Genomic DNA, 19,208 nt, shown 5'->3' with positions numbered 1-19,208 from the left:
GTCTCCGAATCTGCGGCAACCGCGAGTCACGGGTGCGTTACTTGAGTATAAAGGTGGAACAAATTGTGGCGAAGCCCAAAATGCGCTCAAGCGTACACTCCGTCGCCCAGAGGCAGATATGGCGCAGGGAACTCGGATTCAACCGATTAAAAAAACGATAATTTTCTTTAAATCGATTAATATACTGAAATCATTATTCTTTTTTTGACGTCGCCTTGTTTTTGAGCGAGCATGCAAGTATGTTCCGGCCAGATTTAACGCCAATGGCCAAACACGAAGGAAGCTTGACCATGGAGCAACTCGGCACTCGCAATGCAGCGAACGGCTTGGAAAAACTCGGCTTTACGGATCTCGATGTGGTCCGCTACAACCTCGAAGCCCCAGAGCTTTATGAAGAAGCCATTCGCCGCGGCGAGGCTCAGCTGACGGCGCACGGCGCGATCGTTGCGCGCACCGGTCAGCACACCGGCCGCTCCCCGAAGGACAAGTTCGTCGTTCGTGATGCGTCCACCGACGATCAGATCTGGTGGGACAACAACAAGCCGCTGTCGCCGGAGCATTTCGCCGTGCTGCGCCAGGATATGCTTGATCATGCCAAGGGCATGTCGCTCTATGTCCAGGATCTCGTTGGCGGCGCCGACAAGGACAATGCCCTGCCGACCCGCGTCGTCACGGAATTTGCCTGGCATTCGCTGTTCATTCGCAACCTGCTGATCCGTCCGGAGCGTGGTGCGCTGGCTTCCTTCCTGCCGAAGCTGACGATCATCGACCTGCCGAGCTTCAAGGCTGATCCCGAGCGGCACGGCTGCCGCACGGAAACGGTCATTGCCTGCGATCTGACCAACGGTCTCATTCTCATCGGCGGTACGTCCTATGCCGGCGAGATGAAGAAGTCGGTATTTACCGTTCTGAACTACCTGCTGCCGAAGAAGGGCGTCATGCCGATGCACTGCTCGGCCAATGTCGGCCCTGAAGGCGATACCGCCATCTTCTTCGGCCTGTCGGGCACCGGCAAGACCACGCTTTCGGCCGATCCGACCCGCACGCTGATCGGTGACGATGAGCATGGCTGGGGAGAGCAGGGCGTCTTCAATTTCGAAGGCGGTTGCTATGCCAAGGCCATCCGTCTCTCCGAAGCGGCCGAGCCGGAAATCTTCGCGACGACCCGCCGCTTCGGCACCGTCATGGAGAACGTCGTTCTCGACGAACGCCGGGTTCCCGATTTCGACGACGGTTCGCTGACCGAAAACACCCGCTGCGCCTATCCGCTCGATTTCATCCCGAATGCCAGCGAAACCGGTACCGCGCCGCAGCCGCGCACGATCATCATGCTGACCGCCGATGCCTTCGGCGTGATGCCGCCGATCGCCAAGCTGACGCCGGAACAGGCGATGTATCACTTCCTGTCTGGCTACACCGCCAAGGTCGCCGGCACCGAGAAGGGCGTCACCGAGCCGGAAGCAACGTTCTCGACCTGCTTCGGCGCGCCGTTCATGCCGCGTCACCCGTCGGAATACGGCAACCTGCTGAAGGATCTGATCGCCAACAACGGCGTCACCTGCTGGCTGGTCAACACCGGCTGGACCGGCGGTGCCTATGGCGCCGGCAGCCGCATGCCGATCAAGGTGACCCGCGCCCTGCTCGCGGCAGCCCTCGACGGTTCGCTGAACGCTAGCGAACTGCGCACTGACGCGAACTTCGGCTTCGCCGTGCCGGTTTCGGTACCGGGCGTCGACGACGGCATTCTTGATCCGCGCTCGACCTGGGCTGATGGTAACGCCTATGACGCTCAGGCCCGTCGCCTCGTCGATATGTTCGTCGCCAACTTCGCCAAGTTCGAAGACCATGTCGATGGCAGCGTCCGCGATGCAGCTCCCGGCACGAAGATTGCCGCCGAATAAGCATTGCTGGCTATGATTCACGTGAAACCCGGCCTCAATGGCCGGGTTTCACTTTTTGTGGTTGCTTGTTTTCAAGCGGTTCGCTCTGTGCGCTGCAGCGCACGCGTCAAATGTGACGCGCAAAGGACGCTGTAAGGCTCGAGATCTGCTGCATAATTTTCTCCGTAAATCGATTCCGGTTTTAGGAATTATGCAGTAGAAAGCGCCAGGAGCGATCATGGCCAGCGACCCTTTATACATCAACGAACAGATCGTTATCGCCGGGTGGGAACTCAGCGAGCAATTCGTGCTGGCTGGCGGGCCGGGTGGACAGAACGTCAACAAGGTGTCGACGGCCGTTCAGTTGTTCTTCAATGTCCAGGCCTCGCCCGCGCTCACCGATCGCATCAAGGCCAACACCCTGAAGCTCGCCGGTCGCCGCGCCTCGAAAGACGGCGTGTTGATGATCGAGGCCAGTCGCTTTCGCAGCCAGGAGCGCAACCGCGAGGATGCCCGTGAACGGCTGAAGGAGATGATCCTGAAGGCCGCGGAGCCGCCGCCGCCACCGCGCAGGAAGACCAAGCCGACACGCGGCTCGATCGAGCGCCGACTGAAGGAAAAAACCGGTCGCGGCGAGACCAAGAAGTTGCGCGGCCGCCCGACTGGCGAGTGACTTGCGGTTGCGGATTCTTTTCGGCTGTCCCTTGTCTTTTGTCGCCAAGCGCCCTCTCTTATCGCGCAGGAACTTTTGCAGAAGGAGAAATCCATGGGCCTTTTCAGTTTTATCAAGAACGCCGGCAAGAAGTTGGGCATTGGCGGTGACGACGATGCGCCTGATGCCGACAGCGTCCAGAAGGAACTCGCTTCGCACGATCTCGGCACCAAGGACGTCCAGGTCGAAGTCGTCAACGACAAGGTGGTGCTGAAGGGTGTCGTCAAGGATCAGACGGCGTTCGAGAAGGCGGTCGTCGCCGTCGGCAACACGCTCGGCGTGTCTTCGGTCGAAGCGTCTGAGCTGAAGGTGGCGGATGCCGGTGCAGCGCCCGCGCCCGCCAAGGCCCCCGTCTTCTATACCGTCAAGAAGGGCGACAACCTCTGGAAGATCGCCGAGGCGCAGTACGGCAAGGGCAAGGGCGCCAAGCACACGGTCATCTTCGAGGCAAACAAACCGATGCTGACCCATCCCGACAAAATTTACCCCGGTCAGGTGCTGCGCATTCCGGATCTGGATGCCGCGTGACAGCCTTGTCGATGCGTGCATTTTCGAGCGTCGTTCTGGTGGTCGCAAGTCTTGGACTTGCCTCCGCCGGCACCGCGCAATCGCTGCGTGAGCCGGCTAAGGGTAGTTCGGAGCGTGCAGCGATCCTTGATGCCTTGCGGCCTGCCGTCGAGGCGGAGATGCGCGGTTCGGTTGAATTCGTCGTCACGACGATGCGAGCGGCGCCGAACTGGGCCTTCGTCCAGGTCGAGCCGCAACGTCCGGGCGGCGGCAGCATCGATCTCGCGCAGACCGGGTTTCGCGACGAGGCCGACATGATGGATGGCTTGACGGTGTTCGCGCTCGTCAGCTTCCAGGGCGGTCGATGGAATCTGGTGGATCACGTCGTTGGTCCGACGGATGTCGCCTATGCCGGCTGGTCTGAGCGCTACGGCGTCCCGGCAAAACTGCTCGGGCTTGAGGAGTGAGGGCAACCTCATGCAGGTTCTCCCGAAAGGAATAAAACACATCCCTGGCTTTCTCGACCGGGCCCGTCAGGAGCAGATCGTTGAAGCGATCAGGGGCGTGGTGCACGAAGCGCCGCTGTTCGTGCCGGCGATGCCGAAGACCGGTAAGCCGATGTCGGTGCGCATGACCAATTGCGGCCCGCTCGGCTGGGTGACCGACCGCGAGAAGGGCTACCGTTATCAGCCGCAGCATCCGGGGACGGGCAGGCCGTGGCCGCCGATGCCGGATGTTCTCCTTGAAATCTGGAATGCGGTTTCGGCCAGCGACAAACGGCCGGAAGCATGCCTGGTGAATTTCTATTCCGACGAGGCCCGCATGGGTCTGCACCAAGACAGGGACGAGCGCGATCTGGAAACATCAGTCGTCTCGATTTCCCTTGGCGATAGCTGCCTGTTTCGGGTCGGCGGCAGAGAGCGCGGCAGCCAGACCATATCCTTCAGGCTCGAAAGCGGCGATATCGTCGTGCTCGGCGGCGAGGGGCGTCTGGCCTTCCACGGCGTCGACCGGATCTATCCGAACACATCGACGCTGCTCAAGAACGGTGGCCGACTCAATCTGACGCTGCGCCGGGTGAACCCCTAAGGCATGTCGCGTCAAAATAGAGCGGCAGCCTTCGCGTCACGCCCACATTTTCCGCGAAGCCATCGCTGCGTATTCTCGGGTCGCACGCATGTTGCACGCTCAAAGCTTGCGCAGCGCCACCTTCTCGGTGAGGTGGTTGGGGCCTTTCTGCAGGATGAGGTCGGCGCGCGGCCGCGTCGGCAGAATGTTCTGGTGCAGGTTCTTCAGGTTGATGTTGTGCCAAAGTCCTTCGGCGATCGCGCGCGCCGCATCCTCGCTGATGGTCGCATAGCGGTGGAAGTAGGATTCCGGATTCTTGAAGGCCGTTTCCCTGAGGCGCATGAAGCGGCTGACATACCAGCTGTGGATCAGGCTCTCCTCGGCGTCGATGTAGATCGAGAAGTCGAAGAAGTCCGAGACCATCGGCACGATCTTGCCGTCGGCGGGCAGGTTGCGCGATTGCAGGACGTTGATGCCTTCGAAGATCAGAATGTCGGGCCGGTCGATGACCGTGTACTGGTCCGGCAGCACGTCATAGGTCATGTGCGAATAGCTCGGTGCCTTGACATTGGGCTGGCCGGCCTTGATCGCCGAGAGGAACCGCAGCAGCGCGCCGAGGTCGTAGCTTTCCGGGAAGCCCTTGCGATCCATCATGTTTTCGCGCTGCAGGACGGCGTTCGGATAGAGGAAGCCGTCCGTCGTCACCAGATCGACCTTCGGGCTCGACGGCCAGCGCGACAGGAGCTGGGCAAGGATACGTGCGGCCGTCGACTTGCCGACGGCGACCGATCCGGCAATGCCGATGACGAAGGGCGTCTTCGTCTCGCCGGACATGCTGAGGAAGCGCTTGCGCTGCTCGAACAAAAGCTGGGACGATTCCACATGCGCGGACAGAAGCCGCGACAGCGACAGGTAAATCTGCCTGACCTCGCCGAGGTCCACCGGGTCGTTCAGCGAGCGCAGACGCTGCACTTCGTCTGCCGTCAACGTCAGGGGCGTGTCCGCGCGAAAGCGGGACCACTCTTCGGCAGAAAACAGATGATAGGGCGAATAGTCCCGGTTCTGGAGATTGTCCGGGAGATCGACCGTTTCGATGTCTTGCGCAGCTAGGGTCATGGATCCTGCCGATTAGCCTTTTCCTGCAGACCGGATTGGCTTGTCCGCCGTGCAAGTTCGTCGAGCACATCCTGCAACGGAATGTCTGCAATTTTCAATACGACCATGAGATGATAGAGCAGATCGGCGCTCTCATCGACGAGATTCTGGCGGTCGTTGCGGATCGCTGCGATCACGGTTTCGACCGCTTCCTCGCCCAGCTTCTTGGCCGCTTTCTGCTGGCCGCTTGCGACCAGTTTCGCCGTCCAGGATTCGTCCGGTGACGCTTTGGCGCGCGCGGCGACGATGGTCTCGAGGTCGGAAAGGGAGAAATCACTCATGAACGAAACCCTGAAACTCAATCGAGACGCATGGCGATGCCATGTTCGGCCATATAGCGCTTGGTTTCGCCAATGCTATAGGTGCCGAAGTGGAAGATCGAAGCGGCCAGAACCGCCGTCGCATGGCCGTCGCGGATGCCGGCAACCATATGGTCGAGCGTGCCGACGCCTCCGGACGCAATGACCGGCGCACGCACCGCATCGGCAACCGCCCGGGTGAGCGCGATATCGTAGCCGCTCTTCGTTCCGTCACGATCCATCGAGGTCAAAAGGATTTCGCCGGCACCGAGATCGACGACGCGCCGGGCAAAGTCCACCGCATCGATGCCCGTCGTCTGGCGGCCGCCATGGGTGAAGATTTCCCAGCGGTTCTCTTCGCCGTCCTTCGAGACTTTCTTGGCGTCGATCGCAACGACGATGCACTGGTTGCCGAACTTGTCGGCGGCTTCGGCGACGAACTCCGGGTTCTTCACCGCCGCCGTGTTGATCGACACCTTGTCGGCGCCTGCCAAAAGCAGCTTGCGGATATCGGCCACCTGACGCACGCCACCGCCGACGGTCAGTGGCATGAAACACTGCTCGGCCGTGCGCGCCACCACATCGAAGATGGTTTCGCGGTTGTCCGACGAGGCGGTGATGTCGAGGAAGCAGAGCTCGTCCGCTCCGGCCGCATCATAGGCGCGGGCTGCCTCCACCGGGTCGCCGGCATCGATCAGGTCGACGAAGTTGACCCCTTTGACGACCCGACCGTCCTTGACGTCGAGGCAGGGGATAACGCGGGCTTTGAGGGTCATCGGCTCATGCCTTTCTCGTGGCGCGGATCAGCGCCAGGGCTTCCTGCGGGTCGATGCGGCCATCATAGAGCGCACGGCCGGAGATCGCGCCTTCAAGTTTTGCCGCATCCGGGGCGATCATTCGCCGGATATCATCCATCGAAGCGAGACCGCCCGAAGCGATCACCGGGATCGAAACCGCATCGGCAAGCTCCAGCGTCGAAGGCCAGTTGATGCCCGTGAGAATGCCGTCGCGATCGATGTCGGTGTAGATGATCGCCGATACGCCGGCACCCTCGAATTTCTTCGCAAGCTCGATGACGCCGAGTTCCGACGCCTCGGCCCAGCCCTCGACCGCAACCTTGCCGCCCTTAGCGTCGATGCCGACGGCGACCTTGCCCGGGAATTTTCGGCAGGCTTCGATCACCAGTGCCGGGTCGCGCACCGCGACGGTGCCGAGGATGACGCGGGCAAGCCCGCGCGACAGCCAGTTGTCGATATGGTCAAGCGTACGGATGCCGCCGCCGAGTTGGACCGGGTTCTTGGTCGACTTGAGGATCGCGTCGACGGCAGCACCATTAACGGTCTCGCCGGCAAAGGCACCGTTGAGGTCGACCACATGCAACCACTCGAAACCCTGCTCCTCGAAGGCGCGCGCCTGGGCGCCCGGATCCGGGTTGTAGACCGTTGCCTGCTCCATGTCGCCGAGCTTCAGGCGCACGCATTGCCCGTCTTTCAGGTCGATAGCGGGAAAAAGGATCATGTATCTATCCGATCAGAGGTCGCCGGAGCCTTCAGGGCTTCCAACGCAGGAAATTCGAGATGAGGGCAAGGCCAAGCGCCTGGCTCTTTTCCGGATGGAACTGCGAGCCGGCCTTGTTGCCATTGGCGACGAAGGCGGTGACGGCGCCGCCGTAATCCGCCTCGGCCACAACATCGCCGGCATTTTCCGCGGCCAGATGGTAGGAGTGCACGAAATAGGCGTGCAGGCCGTCGTCGCCGGTGCGGATGCCGTCAAACAGCGGGTGCGTGCGGGCAAGCCGCAGCGTGTTCCAGCCGATCTGTGGGATTTTCAGCGACGGATCCGCCGGCCTCATTTCTACGACGTCGCCGGGGATCCAGCCGAAGCCGTGGGTCGTGGTCTTTTCCAGGCCGCGCGACGACATCAGCTGCATGCCGACGCAGATGCCGAGAAACGGGCGACCGGCCTCTTCGACGACCTCGGTCAGTGCCTGCTCCATGCCGTCGACGGCCGTAAGGCCGCGACGGCAATCGGCATAGGCGCCCACGCCCGGCAGGACGATGCGGTCGGCGGTCGCCACCCGCTCGGGCCTGTCCGTCAGGTCGATCTCTGCGTCGATGCCGGCTTCCCGCGCTGCCCGTTCGAAAGCCTTCGTTGCCGAGCGCAGATTGCCCGATCCATAGTCGATAATGGCGACGCGCATCAGCGTTCTCCGTAGGATTCAAAAAGCCCAAGACCCGGGCCGGTGTTTGCCGGCGCCTGTCTCGGCCAGTCGACAGATGGCCGCTCCGCTGCCTTTCGGTCGGCCGGGGCCACGTTTGCGAAGTAGATTTCCTCGGCGGTCTCAAGATCGCGCGCCGGCACGATCGAGCGCACCGTCCAGTTGCGGGCGATCAGGCGGCGGGCGATGAAAACAGGGCCTTCCAGCGAGACCATGAGGCCGAGCGCCAGATGCAACAGCAGCGCTGCCAGGAGGCCGCCACCGATCACCGACAGAGAGATTAACAAAATCTGCAGAACAGCAACTGCGATTCCGAAGAGCCACATGCGCTTGGCGAAAAGCCAGAGCGCCGGAAACAGAAAGGCGCCCCACGAGAAGCCGTCGGCGACGAAACGCGCTCGGTCATCGTCGGCGCGGGCGCCCGGCGGGGTCAGGATCATGTAAGAGGCCATGGTCATCAGCCAGATAATGACCGCTCAGGCAAGCGTACCCTTGGTCGAGGGAACGCGTCCGGCCTGGCGCGGGTCGATTTCGGTTGCCGTGCGAAGCACGCGGGCGACGGACTTGAAGCAGGTCTCGGCGATATGATGGTTGTTGGCGCCGTAGATATTTTGGATATGCAGCGTGATCCCGGCATTCTGGGCGAGCGCCTGGAAGAATTCGCGCACCAGTTCGGTGTCGAACGTGCCGATCTTCGGTGAGGTAAAGGCGACGTTCCAGACAAGGAACGGCCGGCCGGACACATCCACCGCCGCGCGCGTCATCGTCTCGTCCATGGCAAGGTCGAGCGAGGCGTAGCGGGTAATGCCGCGCCGGTCGCCAAGCGCCTTGGCAATGGCCTGGCCGATGGCAATGCCAGTGTCTTCGACAGTGTGGTGATCGTCGACATGGAGGTCGCCATCGGTCTTGATGTCCATGTCGATCAGCGAATGTCGGGAAAGCTGGTCCAGCATGTGGTCGAAGAAGCCGACTCCGGTCGCAATCTTCGACGTTCCGGTTCCATCGATATTGACGGATACGGACACGGCCGTTTCATTCGTCTTTCGCGAAACTTGGCCGGTGCGGCTGGACGTGGCTTCTGCCATCAGGCTCTCCTGTATGCGCTGGAGCCGCTCCTTATCAGGGGAGGCGGAAAATATCCAGAACCGCGGCTGAGATTCGAACGATTCGGGCAGGCGCCCGATTTACGGTCAACTGCGTGGCTCACCGGGATTTGCAATCGCGTAAGGCGCACTTACATAGGCTCCAAGCAACCAGGCTCGTTCGAGCCCCCAACGCCCCTGGTTCTGGGGCCGACAGGTATCTTCAATGAGTGAACACAATCCCTACGGAACGATGCATGCGACCACCATCATCACGGTGCGCAAGGACGGCAAGGTGGTGATGGCCGGCGACGGCCAGGTCAGCCTTGGCCAGACGGTGATGAAGAGCAATGCCCGCAAGGTACGGCGTCTCGCCAAGGGCGACGTTATCGCCGGCTTTGCCGGGGCGACGGCCGATGCCTTCACGCTTCTGGAGCGGCTCGAAGCCAAGCTGGAGCAATATCCCGACCAGTTGATGCGCGCGGCAGTGGAACTCGCCAAGGATTGGCGCACCAACAAGTATTTGCGCAATCTCGAAGCGATGATGCTGGTCGCCGACAAGTCGATCACGCTGGCGATTACCGGCAATGGCGACGTGCTGGAGCCGGAACATGGAACGATCGCCATCGGCTCGGGCGGCAACTATGCCTTTGCCGCGGCCCGCGCCCTGATGGACAGCGACAAGTCGGCCGAAGAAATCGCCCGCCGGGCGCTCGAGATCGCAGGCGACATCTGCGTCTATACCAACCACAATATCGTGGTGGAGACGCTGGATGGCAACTGACCAGGTTCATGTCAGCTTCGAACGGGTGGCCGATGACCACCTGCCGATGCTGCATGCCTGGTTGAGCGAGCCGCATGTGCGGCAATGGTGGGGTGATCCGGACAAGGAAGTCGTGTTGATCCGCGACGGCTGCGCCACGGGCGAAGTGGATGGCTTCATCTTCCATGTAGCCGGCGAGCCCGCCGGCTACATCCAGTCCTGGACACCGTCCGAATATGACGAAGAGCCGTGGGCGAAGGATCTGCCCGGCGATGTCCCCGGCGTCGATATCTTCATCGGCCCGCCGGAGATGACCGGAAAAGGCGTGGCGTCGCTGGCCTTGAGGGCCTTTGCGCAGACGCTTTTTGCCGCCGGCGCACCACGGATCGTGATCGACCCCGATGCGGGCAACAGAAGGGCCGTGAGGGCCTATGCGAAAGCTGGCTTCGTGCCCTTTGGCGAATGGATAGATGCGTCCGGCCGCACACTCCTGATGGAGCTGACGCGGACCGAGTTTGAGAGGAATACATGAGTACTTTTTCACCTAGGGAAATCGTGTCGGAACTCGACCGGTTCATCATCGGCCAGAACGACGCCAAGCGCGCGGTGGCGATTGCGCTGCGCAACCGCTGGCGGCGCCAGCAGCTCGGCGACGAGTTGCGTGACGAGGTCATGCCGAAGAATATTCTGATGATCGGGCCGACCGGTGTCGGCAAGACGGAAATCTCCCGCCGTCTGGCAAAGCTTGCCGGTGCACCCTTCGTCAAGGTCGAGGCGACCAAGTTCACCGAAGTCGGCTATGTCGGCCGCGATGTCGAACAGATCATCCGCGACCTCGTCGAGGTCGGCATCGGTCTCGTGCGCGAAAAGCGCCGGGCGGAGGTCAAGGCAAGGGCGCACCAGAATGCCGAGGAGCGGGTGCTTGACGCGCTGGTCGGCGCCACGGCCTCGCCGGCAACGCGCGATTCCTTCCGCAAGAAGCTGCGCGCCAACGAACTGGACGACAAGGAGATCGAGGTCGATATCGCCGAGACCGGCGCGCCGGGCGGCTTCGAAATTCCGGGCATGCCGGGCGCCAATATCGGTGTACTCAACCTGTCGGAAATGTTCGGCAAGGCGATGGGCGCACGCACCAAGAAGGTCAAGACGACGGTCAAGGCTTCCTATGAGGTGCTCGTCAACGACGAGTCCGACAAGCTGCTCGACAACGAGCAGATCCAGCGCGAGGCGATGAGGGCGGTCGAGGACGACGGCATCGTCTTCCTCGACGAGATCGACAAGATCGCATCGCGTGAAGGCGGCATGGGTGCCGGCGTATCGCGCGAAGGCGTTCAGCGCGATCTGCTGCCGCTGGTGGAAGGCACGACGGTTGCGACCAAGTATGGACCGGTAAAGACCGATCACATTCTCTTCATCGCCTCGGGCGCCTTCCATGTGTCGAAGCCTTCCGATCTTCTGCCCGAACTGCAGGGCCGCCTGCCGATCCGCGTCGAGCTGCGTGCCCTGACCAAGGAAGACTTCCGCCGCATCCTGACGGAGACCGAGGCGAGCCTCATCCGTCAGTACAAGGCTCTGCTTGAGACGGAAGAAGTGAAACTCGACTTCACCGACGATGCCATCGATGCGCTTGCCGACGTGGCAGTCCAGCTCAACTCGAGCGTCGAGAACATCGGCGCCCGCCGGCTGCAGACGGTGATGGAGCGCGTGCTGGATGAAATCTCGTTCAATGCGCCGGATAGCGCTGGCCAGGCTATCACGATCGATGCCGAATATGTGCGCAAGCACGTCGGCGATCTCGCCGCCAACACCGACCTGTCGCGTTACATCCTGTGACGCACGCGTTGCATCCTGTAACGCGGAGGTGGCGGCAATCCTTTGCCGTCAGGCAACCGTGAAGATGCAAGGCGCCTGTCTCTCGACAGGCGCCTTCATTTTTTCTAACACGGAAACCGCAATCGATCGTGGCCGGAGGCATCTTTCCGACACGATCCTGTCGTAGGAGCCGCACCGCCGGATAGGGCGTCTCCACCGTTCATAGGAAGAAGAGATCGTGCGTTTTACCGCCTGCATGCTCGCTATTGCCACGTTTTGCCTGACCGCAGGCCAGACGATGGCGGCCAATGTTGTTCCGCCGGGCAACCGGAACGTCGAACAACCCGGCATCCCGGGCGCATCCGTTCGCCGCACCAAGGCCGGCCGCACGTCCTTCGATGCCAAATTCGAGAAGGTGCGGGATCTGCTCGCCAATGACCGGCAGCTGATCAGCAAGATCAAGTCGACGTCGCGCGCCTATGGCATCGCACCGATCCACATGATCGGCGCCATCGTCGGCGAACATACCTACAATGTCGATGCCTACGATCGGCTGCAGTCCTACTACGTCAAGGCTGCAGCCTATGCCGGCAACAGCTTCCAGTTCGGCTATGACGGCGAGACGGTGGCTGAGTTCGTCGCCCGCCCGCAATTTGCCGACTGCACCGGAAAGAAGAGCTCCTATTCGCTGTGGAGCTGCCGCGAGCGGGTCTGGGACAGCGAATTCCGCGGCAAGTCCGTCGACGGCAAGTCCTTCCCGAACAACCGTTTCAGCGCCGTTTTCTTCCAGCCGTTCTTTGCCGGCCAGACCTTTGGCCTCGGGCAGATCAATCCGCTGACCGCCCTGATGCTGACCGATATCGTCTCGAAGACGTCGGGCTACGAACGGCTCGACGAGAACAACGCCGCCGGGGTCTACGAGGCGATCATGGATCCTGATGTCTCGCTCGCCTATATGGCCGCCTCGATCCGCCACTCGATCGACGTCTACAAGTCGATCGCCGGCGTCGATATTTCAGGCAATCCCGGCGTCACCGCCACGCTTTACAATGTCGGCAATCCGGACCAACGCGCAGCAGCCCTTGCCGCCAGGAACCAGGGCGGCGAGACCCAGTGGCCCGAAGAAAACTATTACGGCTGGCTGGTGAACGACAAGCTCGTGGAGCTCGAAGGCCTGTTGTGATTCATGTGAAGCACTTTCCTTGATTGCGCCGTAAAAACCTGAAATCCTGGCGCAATCGAGAAAGGCCTATCACCATGGACATGCGTCCGGAGCCCTTCGAACCACCGGCTCCCATTCCTCGGGTCGGCGTGCCGTCCTACCTGAAGATCATCAAGACTGTTCTGCGCAATCCGCTCGAACTCTGGGGCGAGCCGTCCTACACGCTGCCGTGGATCGAGACCAAGTTCATCACGCAGCGCACCCTGATCGTCAACGATCCCGGCCTCATCCGCTATATCCTCGTCGAAAACGTCAGCAACTATGAGATGTCGAAGGTTCGGCGGCTGATCCTCCGCCCGATCCTGCGTGACGGTCTTCTGACGGCCGAAGGCGAGATCTGGAAACGGTCGCGCAAGGCCATTGCGCCGGTTTTTACCCCGCGCCACGCCAAGGGATTCGCCGGGCAGATGCTGCGCCGGTCGGAAGAGTTCGTCGAACGCTACGCGCACGCGAAGGTGAAGCCGTTCACCACCAATGTCGCCAGCGACATGACCGAACTGACCTTCGATATCCTGGCGGAAACGCTGTTTTCCGGTGAGGTCGCCGTCGAAAGGGAGGGCTTCGTCCAGAGTGTCGAAGAGCTTCTGCACCGCATGGGGCGCGTCGATCCGATGGATATCCTGCTGGCGCCGGAATGGCTGCCGCGATTGACCCGCATCGGCGGCAAGAAGGTCATGAACCGGTTCCGGTCGATCGTCTCGGAAACGATGGCGATGAGGCGCCAGCGCATGGCGACGGACCCAGCAGGCACGCCCAACGATTTCCTCACATTGCTGCTGCAGACGGAGGGCGCAAACGGCCTTTCGACGCAAGAGATCGAGGACAATATCCTCACCTTCATCGGCGCCGGGCATGAGACCACTGCCCGGGCGTTGGCCTGGACGCTCTATTGCGTCGCCAACACGCCGGCTTTCCGCGAGACGATGGAGGCGGAGATCGACACCGTGCTCAAGAGCGGTGCCGAACCGGTCGAATGGCTGAACCTGATGCCGCATGTGCTGGCGGCCTTCGAGGAGGCGATGCGTCTCTACCCGCCGGCGCCGTCGATCAATCGCGCCGCCATCGAGGAGGACGAATGGACGTCACCGTCCGGCGAGCGCGTCAGGATACCCAAGGGCATCGCGGTTCTGGTGATGCCGTGGACGTTGCACCGTCACGTGCTCTACTGGGACCGGCCGCGCGCCTTCATGCCCGAGCGTTTCCTGCCGGAAAACCGCGAGAAGCTGCATCGTTTTCAGTATCTGCCTTTCGGCGCCGGACCGCGCATCTGCATCGGCGCGACCTTCGCGCTGCAGGAGGCGGTCATTGCGCTTGCCGTCCTGATGCATCGGTTCCGTTTCGACGTCACCGACGAGACCCGGCCCTGGCCGGTGCAGAGGCTGACTACTCAACCGCGGGGCGGCTTGCCGATGCGGGTTTCGGCTCGCTGAAGGTCTTGCCGGGAATAGCCGATTGCACGCCACGCACCGGCGAATCCGCCGGCATCGGCTGCGGCAACAGCTTCGATGGCTTCTTGATGGTCTTGATCGCGGCGCAGGTCGCATCCCCGACATTGTCGCAGGGCTTGTAGACGACGATCTCGCTGCCGGCACCGTCGTCCCACACCGCCTGGATCGTCAATGTCTTGGCCTCGTTTGCGGGCAGCGAGATGTAGACATACTCGGCCGTTTCGTCGGCGGGCAGGTTGAAGGGGATCTGCGGATTGCATTTTGCCAAGGGGAAGCGCTTGTCGAGAGCGTCCGAGTTGATCGAGTAGCGGATTTCCGATAGCCGGCAATGCATCGTCTGCAGCGCGGTAAAATAGATCAGCTGCCGGTCGTCGTAGTTGCGAAACTGGATCCACCCGGTCTGCTTGTTGGCGTCGAGCATCGCCTTGTAGATCGAGACGTCGGGCAGTTGCGGCTTGTATTCCTCCTCCACGGCGTCCTGCGCGCCGCCCGGCTGGGCGAAGAGCAGACCTGCCGCAAGAATGCCGGCGACTGCCGAAGCTCTGGAAAACGTCATGCCGCACCCCCGTTCGTATCGTGTCGCTCTGCTGACTGCGAATGTCCGCGACACGATGGCCTTCTCTTCCAATATGTCATATCACCGGATCGATCCCCATTGAACCCGGCGCTACCCCGGGCCGAAACACTGGACTGGCTTGAATTGACGTCCCATTTTCTTCTCGGCATCGATACCGGCGGAACCTACACCGACGCCGTTCTCTTCAGCGAAACGGCGGGTGTCGTCGCCAAGGCAAAGGCGCTGACGACCCGCCACGATCTGGCCGTCGGGATTTCCGGCGCGGTGGAATCCGTCTTGGAGAAGGCCGGCGTCCCGGCTTCCGCCATCGGCCTCGTATCCCTGTCGACCACGCTTGCGACCAACGCGCTCGTCGAGGGCCAGGGCGGCCGTGCCGGCCTGGTGATGATCGGCTTCGGGCCAGACGATCTCAAGCGTGACGGGCTGCAGGATGCGCTCGGCTCCGATCCGGTGATCTTCCTGCCGGGCGGTCACAACGTTCACGGCGGCGAGACGCCGCTCGACATGACCGCGCTCGATGAGGCCCTGCCGACCTTGGCCAATCAGGTTTCCTCCTTTGCGATCGCCGGCTATTTTGCCGTCCGCAATCCGGATCACGAGAAGCGGGTGCGCGACCGCATCCGCGAAGTCTCGCATCTGCCGGTTACCTGCAGCCATGAGCTTTCGTCCAAGCTCGGCGGCCCGCGCCGGGCGCTGACGACACTGCTGAACGCCCGGCTCGTCTCGATGATCGATCGCCTGATCGGCTCGTGCGAGGGCTTTTTGAAGTCCCGCGGCATCGATGTGCCCATGATGGTTGTGCGCGGCGATGGCGCCTTGATCTCGGCCGAGGAGGCAAGACTTCGGCCGATCGAGACGATCCTTTCCGGCCCTGCCGCCAGCCTTGTCGGTGCGCGGCACCTGACCGGCCTCGACAATGCCGTGGTCTCGGATATCGGCGGCACGACGACGGATGTCGCGGTACTTGACCGCGGTCGTCCGCGGCTCGATGGCGAAGGTGCGGTGGTCGGCGGTTTCCGCACCATGGTCGAGGCGGTGGCGATGCGCACCTATGGCCTTGGCGGCGATTCGGAGGTCCGCATCAATGATCGTGGGCTGAAGGCGAAGATCGACCTTGGGCCGAGGCGGTTGATGCCGCTCAGCCTCGCGGCGGCGCTGCATGGCGATGCGGTGCTGTCCGTTTTGGAAAAACAACTGCGGGCGCAACATGCCGGCCGCAACAACGGCCGCCTGGCTGTTCGCACCGGTCTACCCGACCATCTGGCGAGCGGTCTGCAGCCACAGGAGCAGGCGCTCTACGAGCGCATCGGCACAGTGCCGATCTCGCTTGAAAACCTGCTGACCTCGACGCCGCAGCGGGCAACGCTGGACCGGCTGGTGGCACGCGGCCTGGTGCATATCTGCGGCCTGACGCCCTCCGATGCAATGCATGTGCTCGGCAGGCAGTCGCAATGGAGCGTCGAGGCTGCCCGTCTCGGCATCGAACTGGCAGCGCGCATCCGCGACGGCTCCGGCCAGCCGATTGCTGCATCTGCCGAGGCGATGGCCGAGATGATCGTCGATCGCGTCACGCGCCAATCGTGCGAAGTCATCCTGCAGGCCTGTCTCGGCGAAGACGGGGCAGGGGCCATCGACCCGGCGGTCTCGCAGGCAGTCGATCGTGCTCTGACCCGCGCGCCTGGTATCGTGCGGTTTTCGATCGGTCTCGATCGCCCGCTCGTCGGTTTGGGGGCTTCGGCCCCGGTCTATTATCCCGCTATTGCCGACATGCTTGGCACCGAGCCATCCATCCCTGATGAGGCCGATGTCGCAAATGCCATCGGTGCGGTTGTCGGCCAGGTGCGGGCAACCGTCACCGTGTTCGTCACCACGCCGGAAGAGGGCATTTTCATCGTCAACGGAGCAGGGGTGAGCGAGCGTTTTCTCGATCAGGACCAGGCCTTTTCAGCGGCCCGCCGTCGCGCCGAGACGATGGCGCTTGAGGCGGCACGCACCAACGGTGCCGACGAGCCGGCTTCGATGCTGCGAGAAGAAATCGACGCTCCCGAGGTCGAAGGAAGCCGCAAGCTGGTCGAGGCACGTTTCATCGCGTCGGCGAGCGGCAGGCCGCGCATTGCCCATGGCTGATCTTTTCGATTTTGGAAATAATTCTTCGCATCCTTGCTGAATTGACAGGGAATGAATTGGTGAGAAACTGCCGGCCTTTCACGCGCGCGAGTGGCCTGTTTCAAGGAGTAAAAAGATGGACCGCATTGAGAAATACGGATTGAAGATCGATGCAGGTCTGCATGGCTTTCTGGTCGACGAGGCGATGCCGGGCACCGGCGTCGACGCCGAGCGGTTTTTTTCCGCGCTGTCGGAGATCGTCCATGACCTCGCGCCGAAGAACCGCGCCTTGCTTGCCAAGCGCGACGATCTGCAGGCCAGGATCGATGCCTGGTATCGCGAAAATGGCGCGCCGAGCGACCTCGAAGCCTACCAGGGCTTTCTGAAGGAGATAGGTTATCTCCTGCCTGAGGGCCCCGAGTTTTCTGTTTCGACTGATAATGTCGATCCTGAAATCGCTACGATCGCCGGTCCGCAGCTCGTCGTTCCCGTCATGAATGCACGCTATGCCCTCAACGCCGCCAACGCACGCTGGGGTTCGCTCTATGACGCCCTCTACGGCACCGATGCCATTTCCGACGAAGGCGGTGCGGAAAAGGGACGCGGCTACAATCCCAAGCGCGGCACCAAGGTCATTGCCTGGGCGCGCGACTTCCTCAATGCAAGCGCGCCGCTGGAAAGCGGCAGCTGGGCGGATGTTGCGTCGCTGAAGATTGCTTCCGGCAGCCTTTCGGTTGCGCTTGCGGGCGGAGCGAAGACGACGCTTCGCAACTCCGAGCAGTTTGCCGGCTTTGCGGGTTCGCACGAAGCGCCGTCGCAGATCGTTCTCCGGCACAACAATCTGCATGCCGTCGTCGTTCTCGATGCGACGACTCCGATCGGCAAGGATGACCCGGCTCATATTTCCGACGTCATTCTCGAATCCGCGATCACCACCATCATGGACTGCGAAGATTCGGTTGCGGCGGTCGATGCCGAAGACAAGGTCGTCGTATACCGCAACTGGCTCGGCCTGATGAAGGGCGATCTCGAGGAGGAAGTCGCCAAGGGCGGCCGCAGCTTCATGCGCCGCCTCAACGCCGATCGCGTCTACACGGCGCCAAGTGGGGGCACGCTGACCTTGCCAGGCCGCTCGTTGATGCTGGTGCGCAACGTCGGTCACCTGATGACGAATCCGGCTATCCTTGATCGCGACGGAAACGAGGTGCCGGAAGGCATCATGGACGCGATGGCAACCGCGCTGATCGCTCTGCACGATATCGGCCAGGGCGGCCGCCGCATGAACTCCCGCGACGGCTCAATGTATGTCGTCAAGCCGAAGATGCATGGGCCGGAAGAAGTCGCTTTCGCCTGCGAGATCTTCTCGCGCGTCGAGGCGGCACTCGGCATGCCCGCCAACACCATGAAGATGGGCATCATGGACGAGGAGCGCCGCACGACGGTCAATCTCAAGGAGTGCATCCGCGCCGCGCGCGAACGCGTCGTCTTCATCAACACCGGTTTCCTCGATCGCACCGGCGACGAGATCCACACTTCGATGGAAGCCGGTCCGATGATCCGCAAGGGCGACATGAAACAGGCCGCCTGGATCGGCGCTTACGAAAACTGGAACGTCGACATCGGTCTCGAATGCGGGCTTTCCGGCCATGCGCAGATCGGCAAGGGCATGTGGGCCATGCCGGACCTGATGGCGGCGATGCTGGAGCAGAAGGTCGCCCACCCGAAGGCGGGTGCCAATACCGCCTGGGTGCCGTCGCCGACGGCTGCGACCCTGCACGCTACGCATTATCACCGGGTCAATGTCGCCGACGTTCAGGCCGGCTTGAAGAGCCGGGCACGGGCCAAGCTCAGCGATATACTGTCGGTTCCGGTCGCGACCCGTCCGAACTGGACGCCAGAGGAAATCCAGCGCGAGCTCGATAACAACGCGCAGGGCATTCTCGGCTACGTCGTGCGCTGGGTCGATCAGGGCGTCGGTTGCTCCAAGGTGCCCGACATCAACAATGTCGGCCTGATGGAGGATCGTGCCACTCTGCGCATCTCGGCGCAGCACATGGCGAACTGGTTGCATCACGGCGTCGTCACCGAGGCGCAGGTGGTCGAGACGATGGAGCGCATGGCCGCCGTCGTCGACGGCCAGAACGCCGATGATGCACAGTATGCAGCGATGGCCGGCAATTTTGACGGCTCGATTGCCTTCCAGGCAGCGCTCGAGCTGGTGCTCAAGGGCCGCGAGCAGCCGAACGGTTATACCGAACCGGTCCTGCATCGCCGTCGCCGCGAGTTGAAGGCCCGGCTGGCCGCCTGATCAAGGCGGCGCCGGGCTTCATCAACGCCGGAGACTTTCCAGGAAAACTGC

General features: G+C 62.2%; 20 protein-coding genes. 12 read left to right on the top strand and 8 right to left on the bottom strand.

The features are described 5' to 3' along the window. Positions 1 to 290: 290 nt before the first annotated feature. The 5 genes from IB264_RS26630 (at position 291) to IB264_RS26610 (ending at position 4,188) form a co-directional block, all read left to right on the top strand. Positions 291 to 1,901, top strand: a complete 1,611-nt coding sequence (locus IB264_RS26630; protein WP_025425347.1) for a phosphoenolpyruvate carboxykinase — start codon at positions 291 to 293, stop codon at positions 1,899 to 1,901. Between the two features lie 217 nt (positions 1,902 to 2,118). After that, positions 2,119 to 2,553, top strand: coding sequence for an alternative ribosome rescue aminoacyl-tRNA hydrolase ArfB (gene arfB / locus IB264_RS26625; RefSeq protein WP_025425348.1), 435 nt, complete (start codon positions 2,119 to 2,121; stop codon positions 2,551 to 2,553). Between the two features lie 93 nt (positions 2,554 to 2,646). Continuing rightward, positions 2,647 to 3,120 carry a peptidoglycan-binding protein LysM gene (gene lysM, locus IB264_RS26620; RefSeq protein ID WP_025425349.1) on the top strand — a complete coding sequence of 158 codons (474 nt, stop codon included), beginning with the start codon at positions 2,647 to 2,649 and terminating at the stop codon, positions 3,118 to 3,120. Further along, a complete protein-coding gene (locus IB264_RS26615; protein ID WP_025425350.1) occupies positions 3,117 to 3,566 on the top strand; it encodes a hypothetical protein in 450 nt (149 codons plus the stop codon). The genes lysM and IB264_RS26615 overlap by 4 nt, the downstream gene beginning before the upstream one ends. A 10-nt stretch (positions 3,567 to 3,576) precedes the next feature. Next, a complete protein-coding gene (locus IB264_RS26610; protein ID WP_025425351.1) occupies positions 3,577 to 4,188 on the top strand; it encodes an alpha-ketoglutarate-dependent dioxygenase AlkB in 612 nt (203 codons plus the stop codon). 99 nt (positions 4,189 to 4,287) lie between these two features. Here IB264_RS26610 and coaA read toward each other — a convergent pair whose 3' ends face one another. From coaA to hisB, 7 genes are read right to left on the bottom strand one after another with little or no spacing between them, the layout of a single operon-like run. Continuing rightward, a complete protein-coding gene (gene coaA, locus IB264_RS26605) occupies positions 4,288 to 5,283 on the bottom strand; it encodes a type I pantothenate kinase (protein ID WP_025425352.1) in 996 nt (331 codons plus the stop codon). Further along, a complete protein-coding gene (locus tag IB264_RS26600) occupies positions 5,280 to 5,603 on the bottom strand; it encodes a phosphoribosyl-ATP diphosphatase (protein WP_025425353.1) in 324 nt (107 codons plus the stop codon). Before IB264_RS26600 ends, coaA begins: the two co-directional genes overlap by 4 nt. Positions 5,604 to 5,620: 17 nt before the next feature. Beyond that, positions 5,621 to 6,397, bottom strand: coding sequence for an imidazole glycerol phosphate synthase subunit HisF (gene hisF, locus IB264_RS26595; RefSeq protein ID WP_025425354.1), 777 nt, complete (start codon positions 6,395 to 6,397; stop codon positions 5,621 to 5,623). Between the two features lie 4 nt (positions 6,398 to 6,401). Next, positions 6,402 to 7,139 carry a 1-(5-phosphoribosyl)-5-[(5-phosphoribosylamino)methylideneamino]imidazole-4-carboxamide isomerase gene (gene hisA, locus IB264_RS26590; protein WP_025425355.1) on the bottom strand — a complete coding sequence of 246 codons (738 nt, stop codon included), beginning with the start codon at positions 7,137 to 7,139 and terminating at the stop codon, positions 6,402 to 6,404. A gap of 31 nt (positions 7,140 to 7,170) precedes the next feature. Continuing rightward, a complete protein-coding gene (gene hisH / locus IB264_RS26585; RefSeq protein ID WP_025425356.1) occupies positions 7,171 to 7,821 on the bottom strand; it encodes an imidazole glycerol phosphate synthase subunit HisH in 651 nt (216 codons plus the stop codon). Further along, on the bottom strand, positions 7,821 to 8,291 hold the full coding sequence (locus IB264_RS26580) for a DUF2628 domain-containing protein (RefSeq protein ID WP_025425357.1): 471 nt from the start codon (positions 8,289 to 8,291) through the stop codon (positions 7,821 to 7,823). The genes hisH and IB264_RS26580 overlap by 1 nt, the downstream gene beginning before the upstream one ends. 24 nt (positions 8,292 to 8,315) lie before the next feature. Then, positions 8,316 to 8,924 (bottom strand): imidazoleglycerol-phosphate dehydratase HisB, encoded by a 609-nt coding sequence (gene hisB / locus IB264_RS26575; protein ID WP_025425358.1) that lies wholly within the window; start codon positions 8,922 to 8,924, stop codon positions 8,316 to 8,318. Between the two features lie 223 nt (positions 8,925 to 9,147). Here hisB and hslV point away from each other — a divergent pair, with 223 nt between their 5' ends. From hslV to IB264_RS26550, 5 genes are all read left to right on the top strand, one after another. After that, positions 9,148 to 9,705 carry an ATP-dependent protease subunit HslV gene (hslV, locus tag IB264_RS26570; protein ID WP_025425359.1) on the top strand — a complete coding sequence of 186 codons (558 nt, stop codon included), beginning with the start codon at positions 9,148 to 9,150 and terminating at the stop codon, positions 9,703 to 9,705. Further along, positions 9,695 to 10,216, top strand: a complete 522-nt coding sequence (locus IB264_RS26565) for a GNAT family N-acetyltransferase (protein WP_025425360.1) — start codon at positions 9,695 to 9,697, stop codon at positions 10,214 to 10,216. Before hslV ends, IB264_RS26565 begins: the two co-directional genes overlap by 11 nt. Beyond that, positions 10,213 to 11,517 carry an ATP-dependent protease ATPase subunit HslU gene (gene hslU, locus IB264_RS26560; protein ID WP_025425361.1) on the top strand — a complete coding sequence of 435 codons (1,305 nt, stop codon included), beginning with the start codon at positions 10,213 to 10,215 and terminating at the stop codon, positions 11,515 to 11,517. Before IB264_RS26565 ends, hslU begins: the two co-directional genes overlap by 4 nt. 217 nt (positions 11,518 to 11,734) lie before the next feature. Next, positions 11,735 to 12,679, top strand: a complete 945-nt coding sequence (locus IB264_RS26555; protein ID WP_025425362.1) for a DUF1402 family protein — start codon at positions 11,735 to 11,737, stop codon at positions 12,677 to 12,679. 74 nt (positions 12,680 to 12,753) lie between these two features. Continuing rightward, positions 12,754 to 14,148, top strand: a complete 1,395-nt coding sequence (locus tag IB264_RS26550) for a cytochrome P450 (RefSeq protein ID WP_025425363.1) — start codon at positions 12,754 to 12,756, stop codon at positions 14,146 to 14,148. On the opposite strand, the gene IB264_RS26545 is transcribed toward IB264_RS26550, so the two are convergent. Beyond that, positions 14,102 to 14,722: a hypothetical protein gene (locus IB264_RS26545; protein ID WP_025425364.1), complete on the bottom strand. Its 621-nt coding sequence runs from the start codon at positions 14,720 to 14,722 to the stop codon at positions 14,102 to 14,104. The two genes, IB264_RS26550 and IB264_RS26545, sit on opposite strands and share 47 nt — an antisense overlap. 144 nt (positions 14,723 to 14,866) lie before the next feature. Here IB264_RS26545 and IB264_RS26540 point away from each other — a divergent pair, with 144 nt between their 5' ends. After that, positions 14,867 to 16,870, top strand: coding sequence for a hydantoinase/oxoprolinase N-terminal domain-containing protein (locus tag IB264_RS26540; protein WP_025425365.1), 2,004 nt, complete (start codon positions 14,867 to 14,869; stop codon positions 16,868 to 16,870). A gap of 115 nt (positions 16,871 to 16,985) precedes the next feature. Continuing rightward, the gene (locus IB264_RS26535) at positions 16,986 to 19,157 is read left to right on the top strand and encodes a malate synthase G (protein ID WP_025425366.1); all 2,172 of its coding nucleotides are present in this window, start codon (positions 16,986 to 16,988) and stop codon (positions 19,155 to 19,157) included. Positions 19,158 to 19,208 lie beyond the last annotated feature (51 nt).

It is taken from the genome of Ensifer sp. ENS11, assembly GCF_014851895.1.
GTDB classification, from domain to species: Bacteria; Pseudomonadota; Alphaproteobacteria; order Rhizobiales; family Rhizobiaceae; genus Ensifer; species Ensifer canadensis.
The sequence above is the reverse complement of the archived record's forward strand: the minus strand, read 5'-3'. Positions and strand labels throughout refer to the sequence as shown.

Excerpts from the sequence above, each read along its gene's own strand:
- IB264_RS26630 (WP_025425347.1), top strand. The coding sequence starts at position 291 with ATGGAGCAACTCGGCACTCGCAATGCAGCGAACGGCTTGGAAAAACTC.
- arfB (WP_025425348.1), top strand. The coding sequence starts at position 2,119 with ATGGCCAGCGACCCTTTATACATCAACGAACAGATCGTTATCGCCGGG.
- lysM (WP_025425349.1), top strand. The coding sequence starts at position 2,647 with ATGGGCCTTTTCAGTTTTATCAAGAACGCCGGCAAGAAGTTGGGCATT.
- IB264_RS26610 (WP_025425351.1), top strand. The coding sequence starts at position 3,577 with ATGCAGGTTCTCCCGAAAGGAATAAAACACATCCCTGGCTTTCTCGAC.
- coaA (WP_025425352.1), bottom strand. The coding sequence starts at position 5,283 with ATGACCCTAGCTGCGCAAGACATCGAAACGGTCGATCTCCCGGACAAT.
- IB264_RS26600 (WP_025425353.1), bottom strand. The coding sequence starts at position 5,603 with ATGAGTGATTTCTCCCTTTCCGACCTCGAGACCATCGTCGCCGCGCGC.
- hisF (WP_025425354.1), bottom strand. The coding sequence starts at position 6,397 with ATGACCCTCAAAGCCCGCGTTATCCCCTGCCTCGACGTCAAGGACGGT.
- hisA (WP_025425355.1), bottom strand. The coding sequence starts at position 7,139 with ATGATCCTTTTTCCCGCTATCGACCTGAAAGACGGGCAATGCGTGCGC.
- hisH (WP_025425356.1), bottom strand. The coding sequence starts at position 7,821 with ATGCGCGTCGCCATTATCGACTATGGATCGGGCAATCTGCGCTCGGCA.
- IB264_RS26580 (WP_025425357.1), bottom strand. The coding sequence starts at position 8,291 with ATGGCCTCTTACATGATCCTGACCCCGCCGGGCGCCCGCGCCGACGAT.
- hisB (WP_025425358.1), bottom strand. The coding sequence starts at position 8,924 with ATGGCAGAAGCCACGTCCAGCCGCACCGGCCAAGTTTCGCGAAAGACG.
- hslV (WP_025425359.1), top strand. The coding sequence starts at position 9,148 with ATGAGTGAACACAATCCCTACGGAACGATGCATGCGACCACCATCATC.
- IB264_RS26565 (WP_025425360.1), top strand. The coding sequence starts at position 9,695 with ATGGCAACTGACCAGGTTCATGTCAGCTTCGAACGGGTGGCCGATGAC.
- hslU (WP_025425361.1), top strand. The coding sequence starts at position 10,213 with ATGAGTACTTTTTCACCTAGGGAAATCGTGTCGGAACTCGACCGGTTC.
- IB264_RS26550 (WP_025425363.1), top strand. The coding sequence starts at position 12,754 with ATGGACATGCGTCCGGAGCCCTTCGAACCACCGGCTCCCATTCCTCGG.
- IB264_RS26545 (WP_025425364.1), bottom strand. The coding sequence starts at position 14,722 with ATGACGTTTTCCAGAGCTTCGGCAGTCGCCGGCATTCTTGCGGCAGGT.
- IB264_RS26535 (WP_025425366.1), top strand. The coding sequence starts at position 16,986 with ATGGACCGCATTGAGAAATACGGATTGAAGATCGATGCAGGTCTGCAT.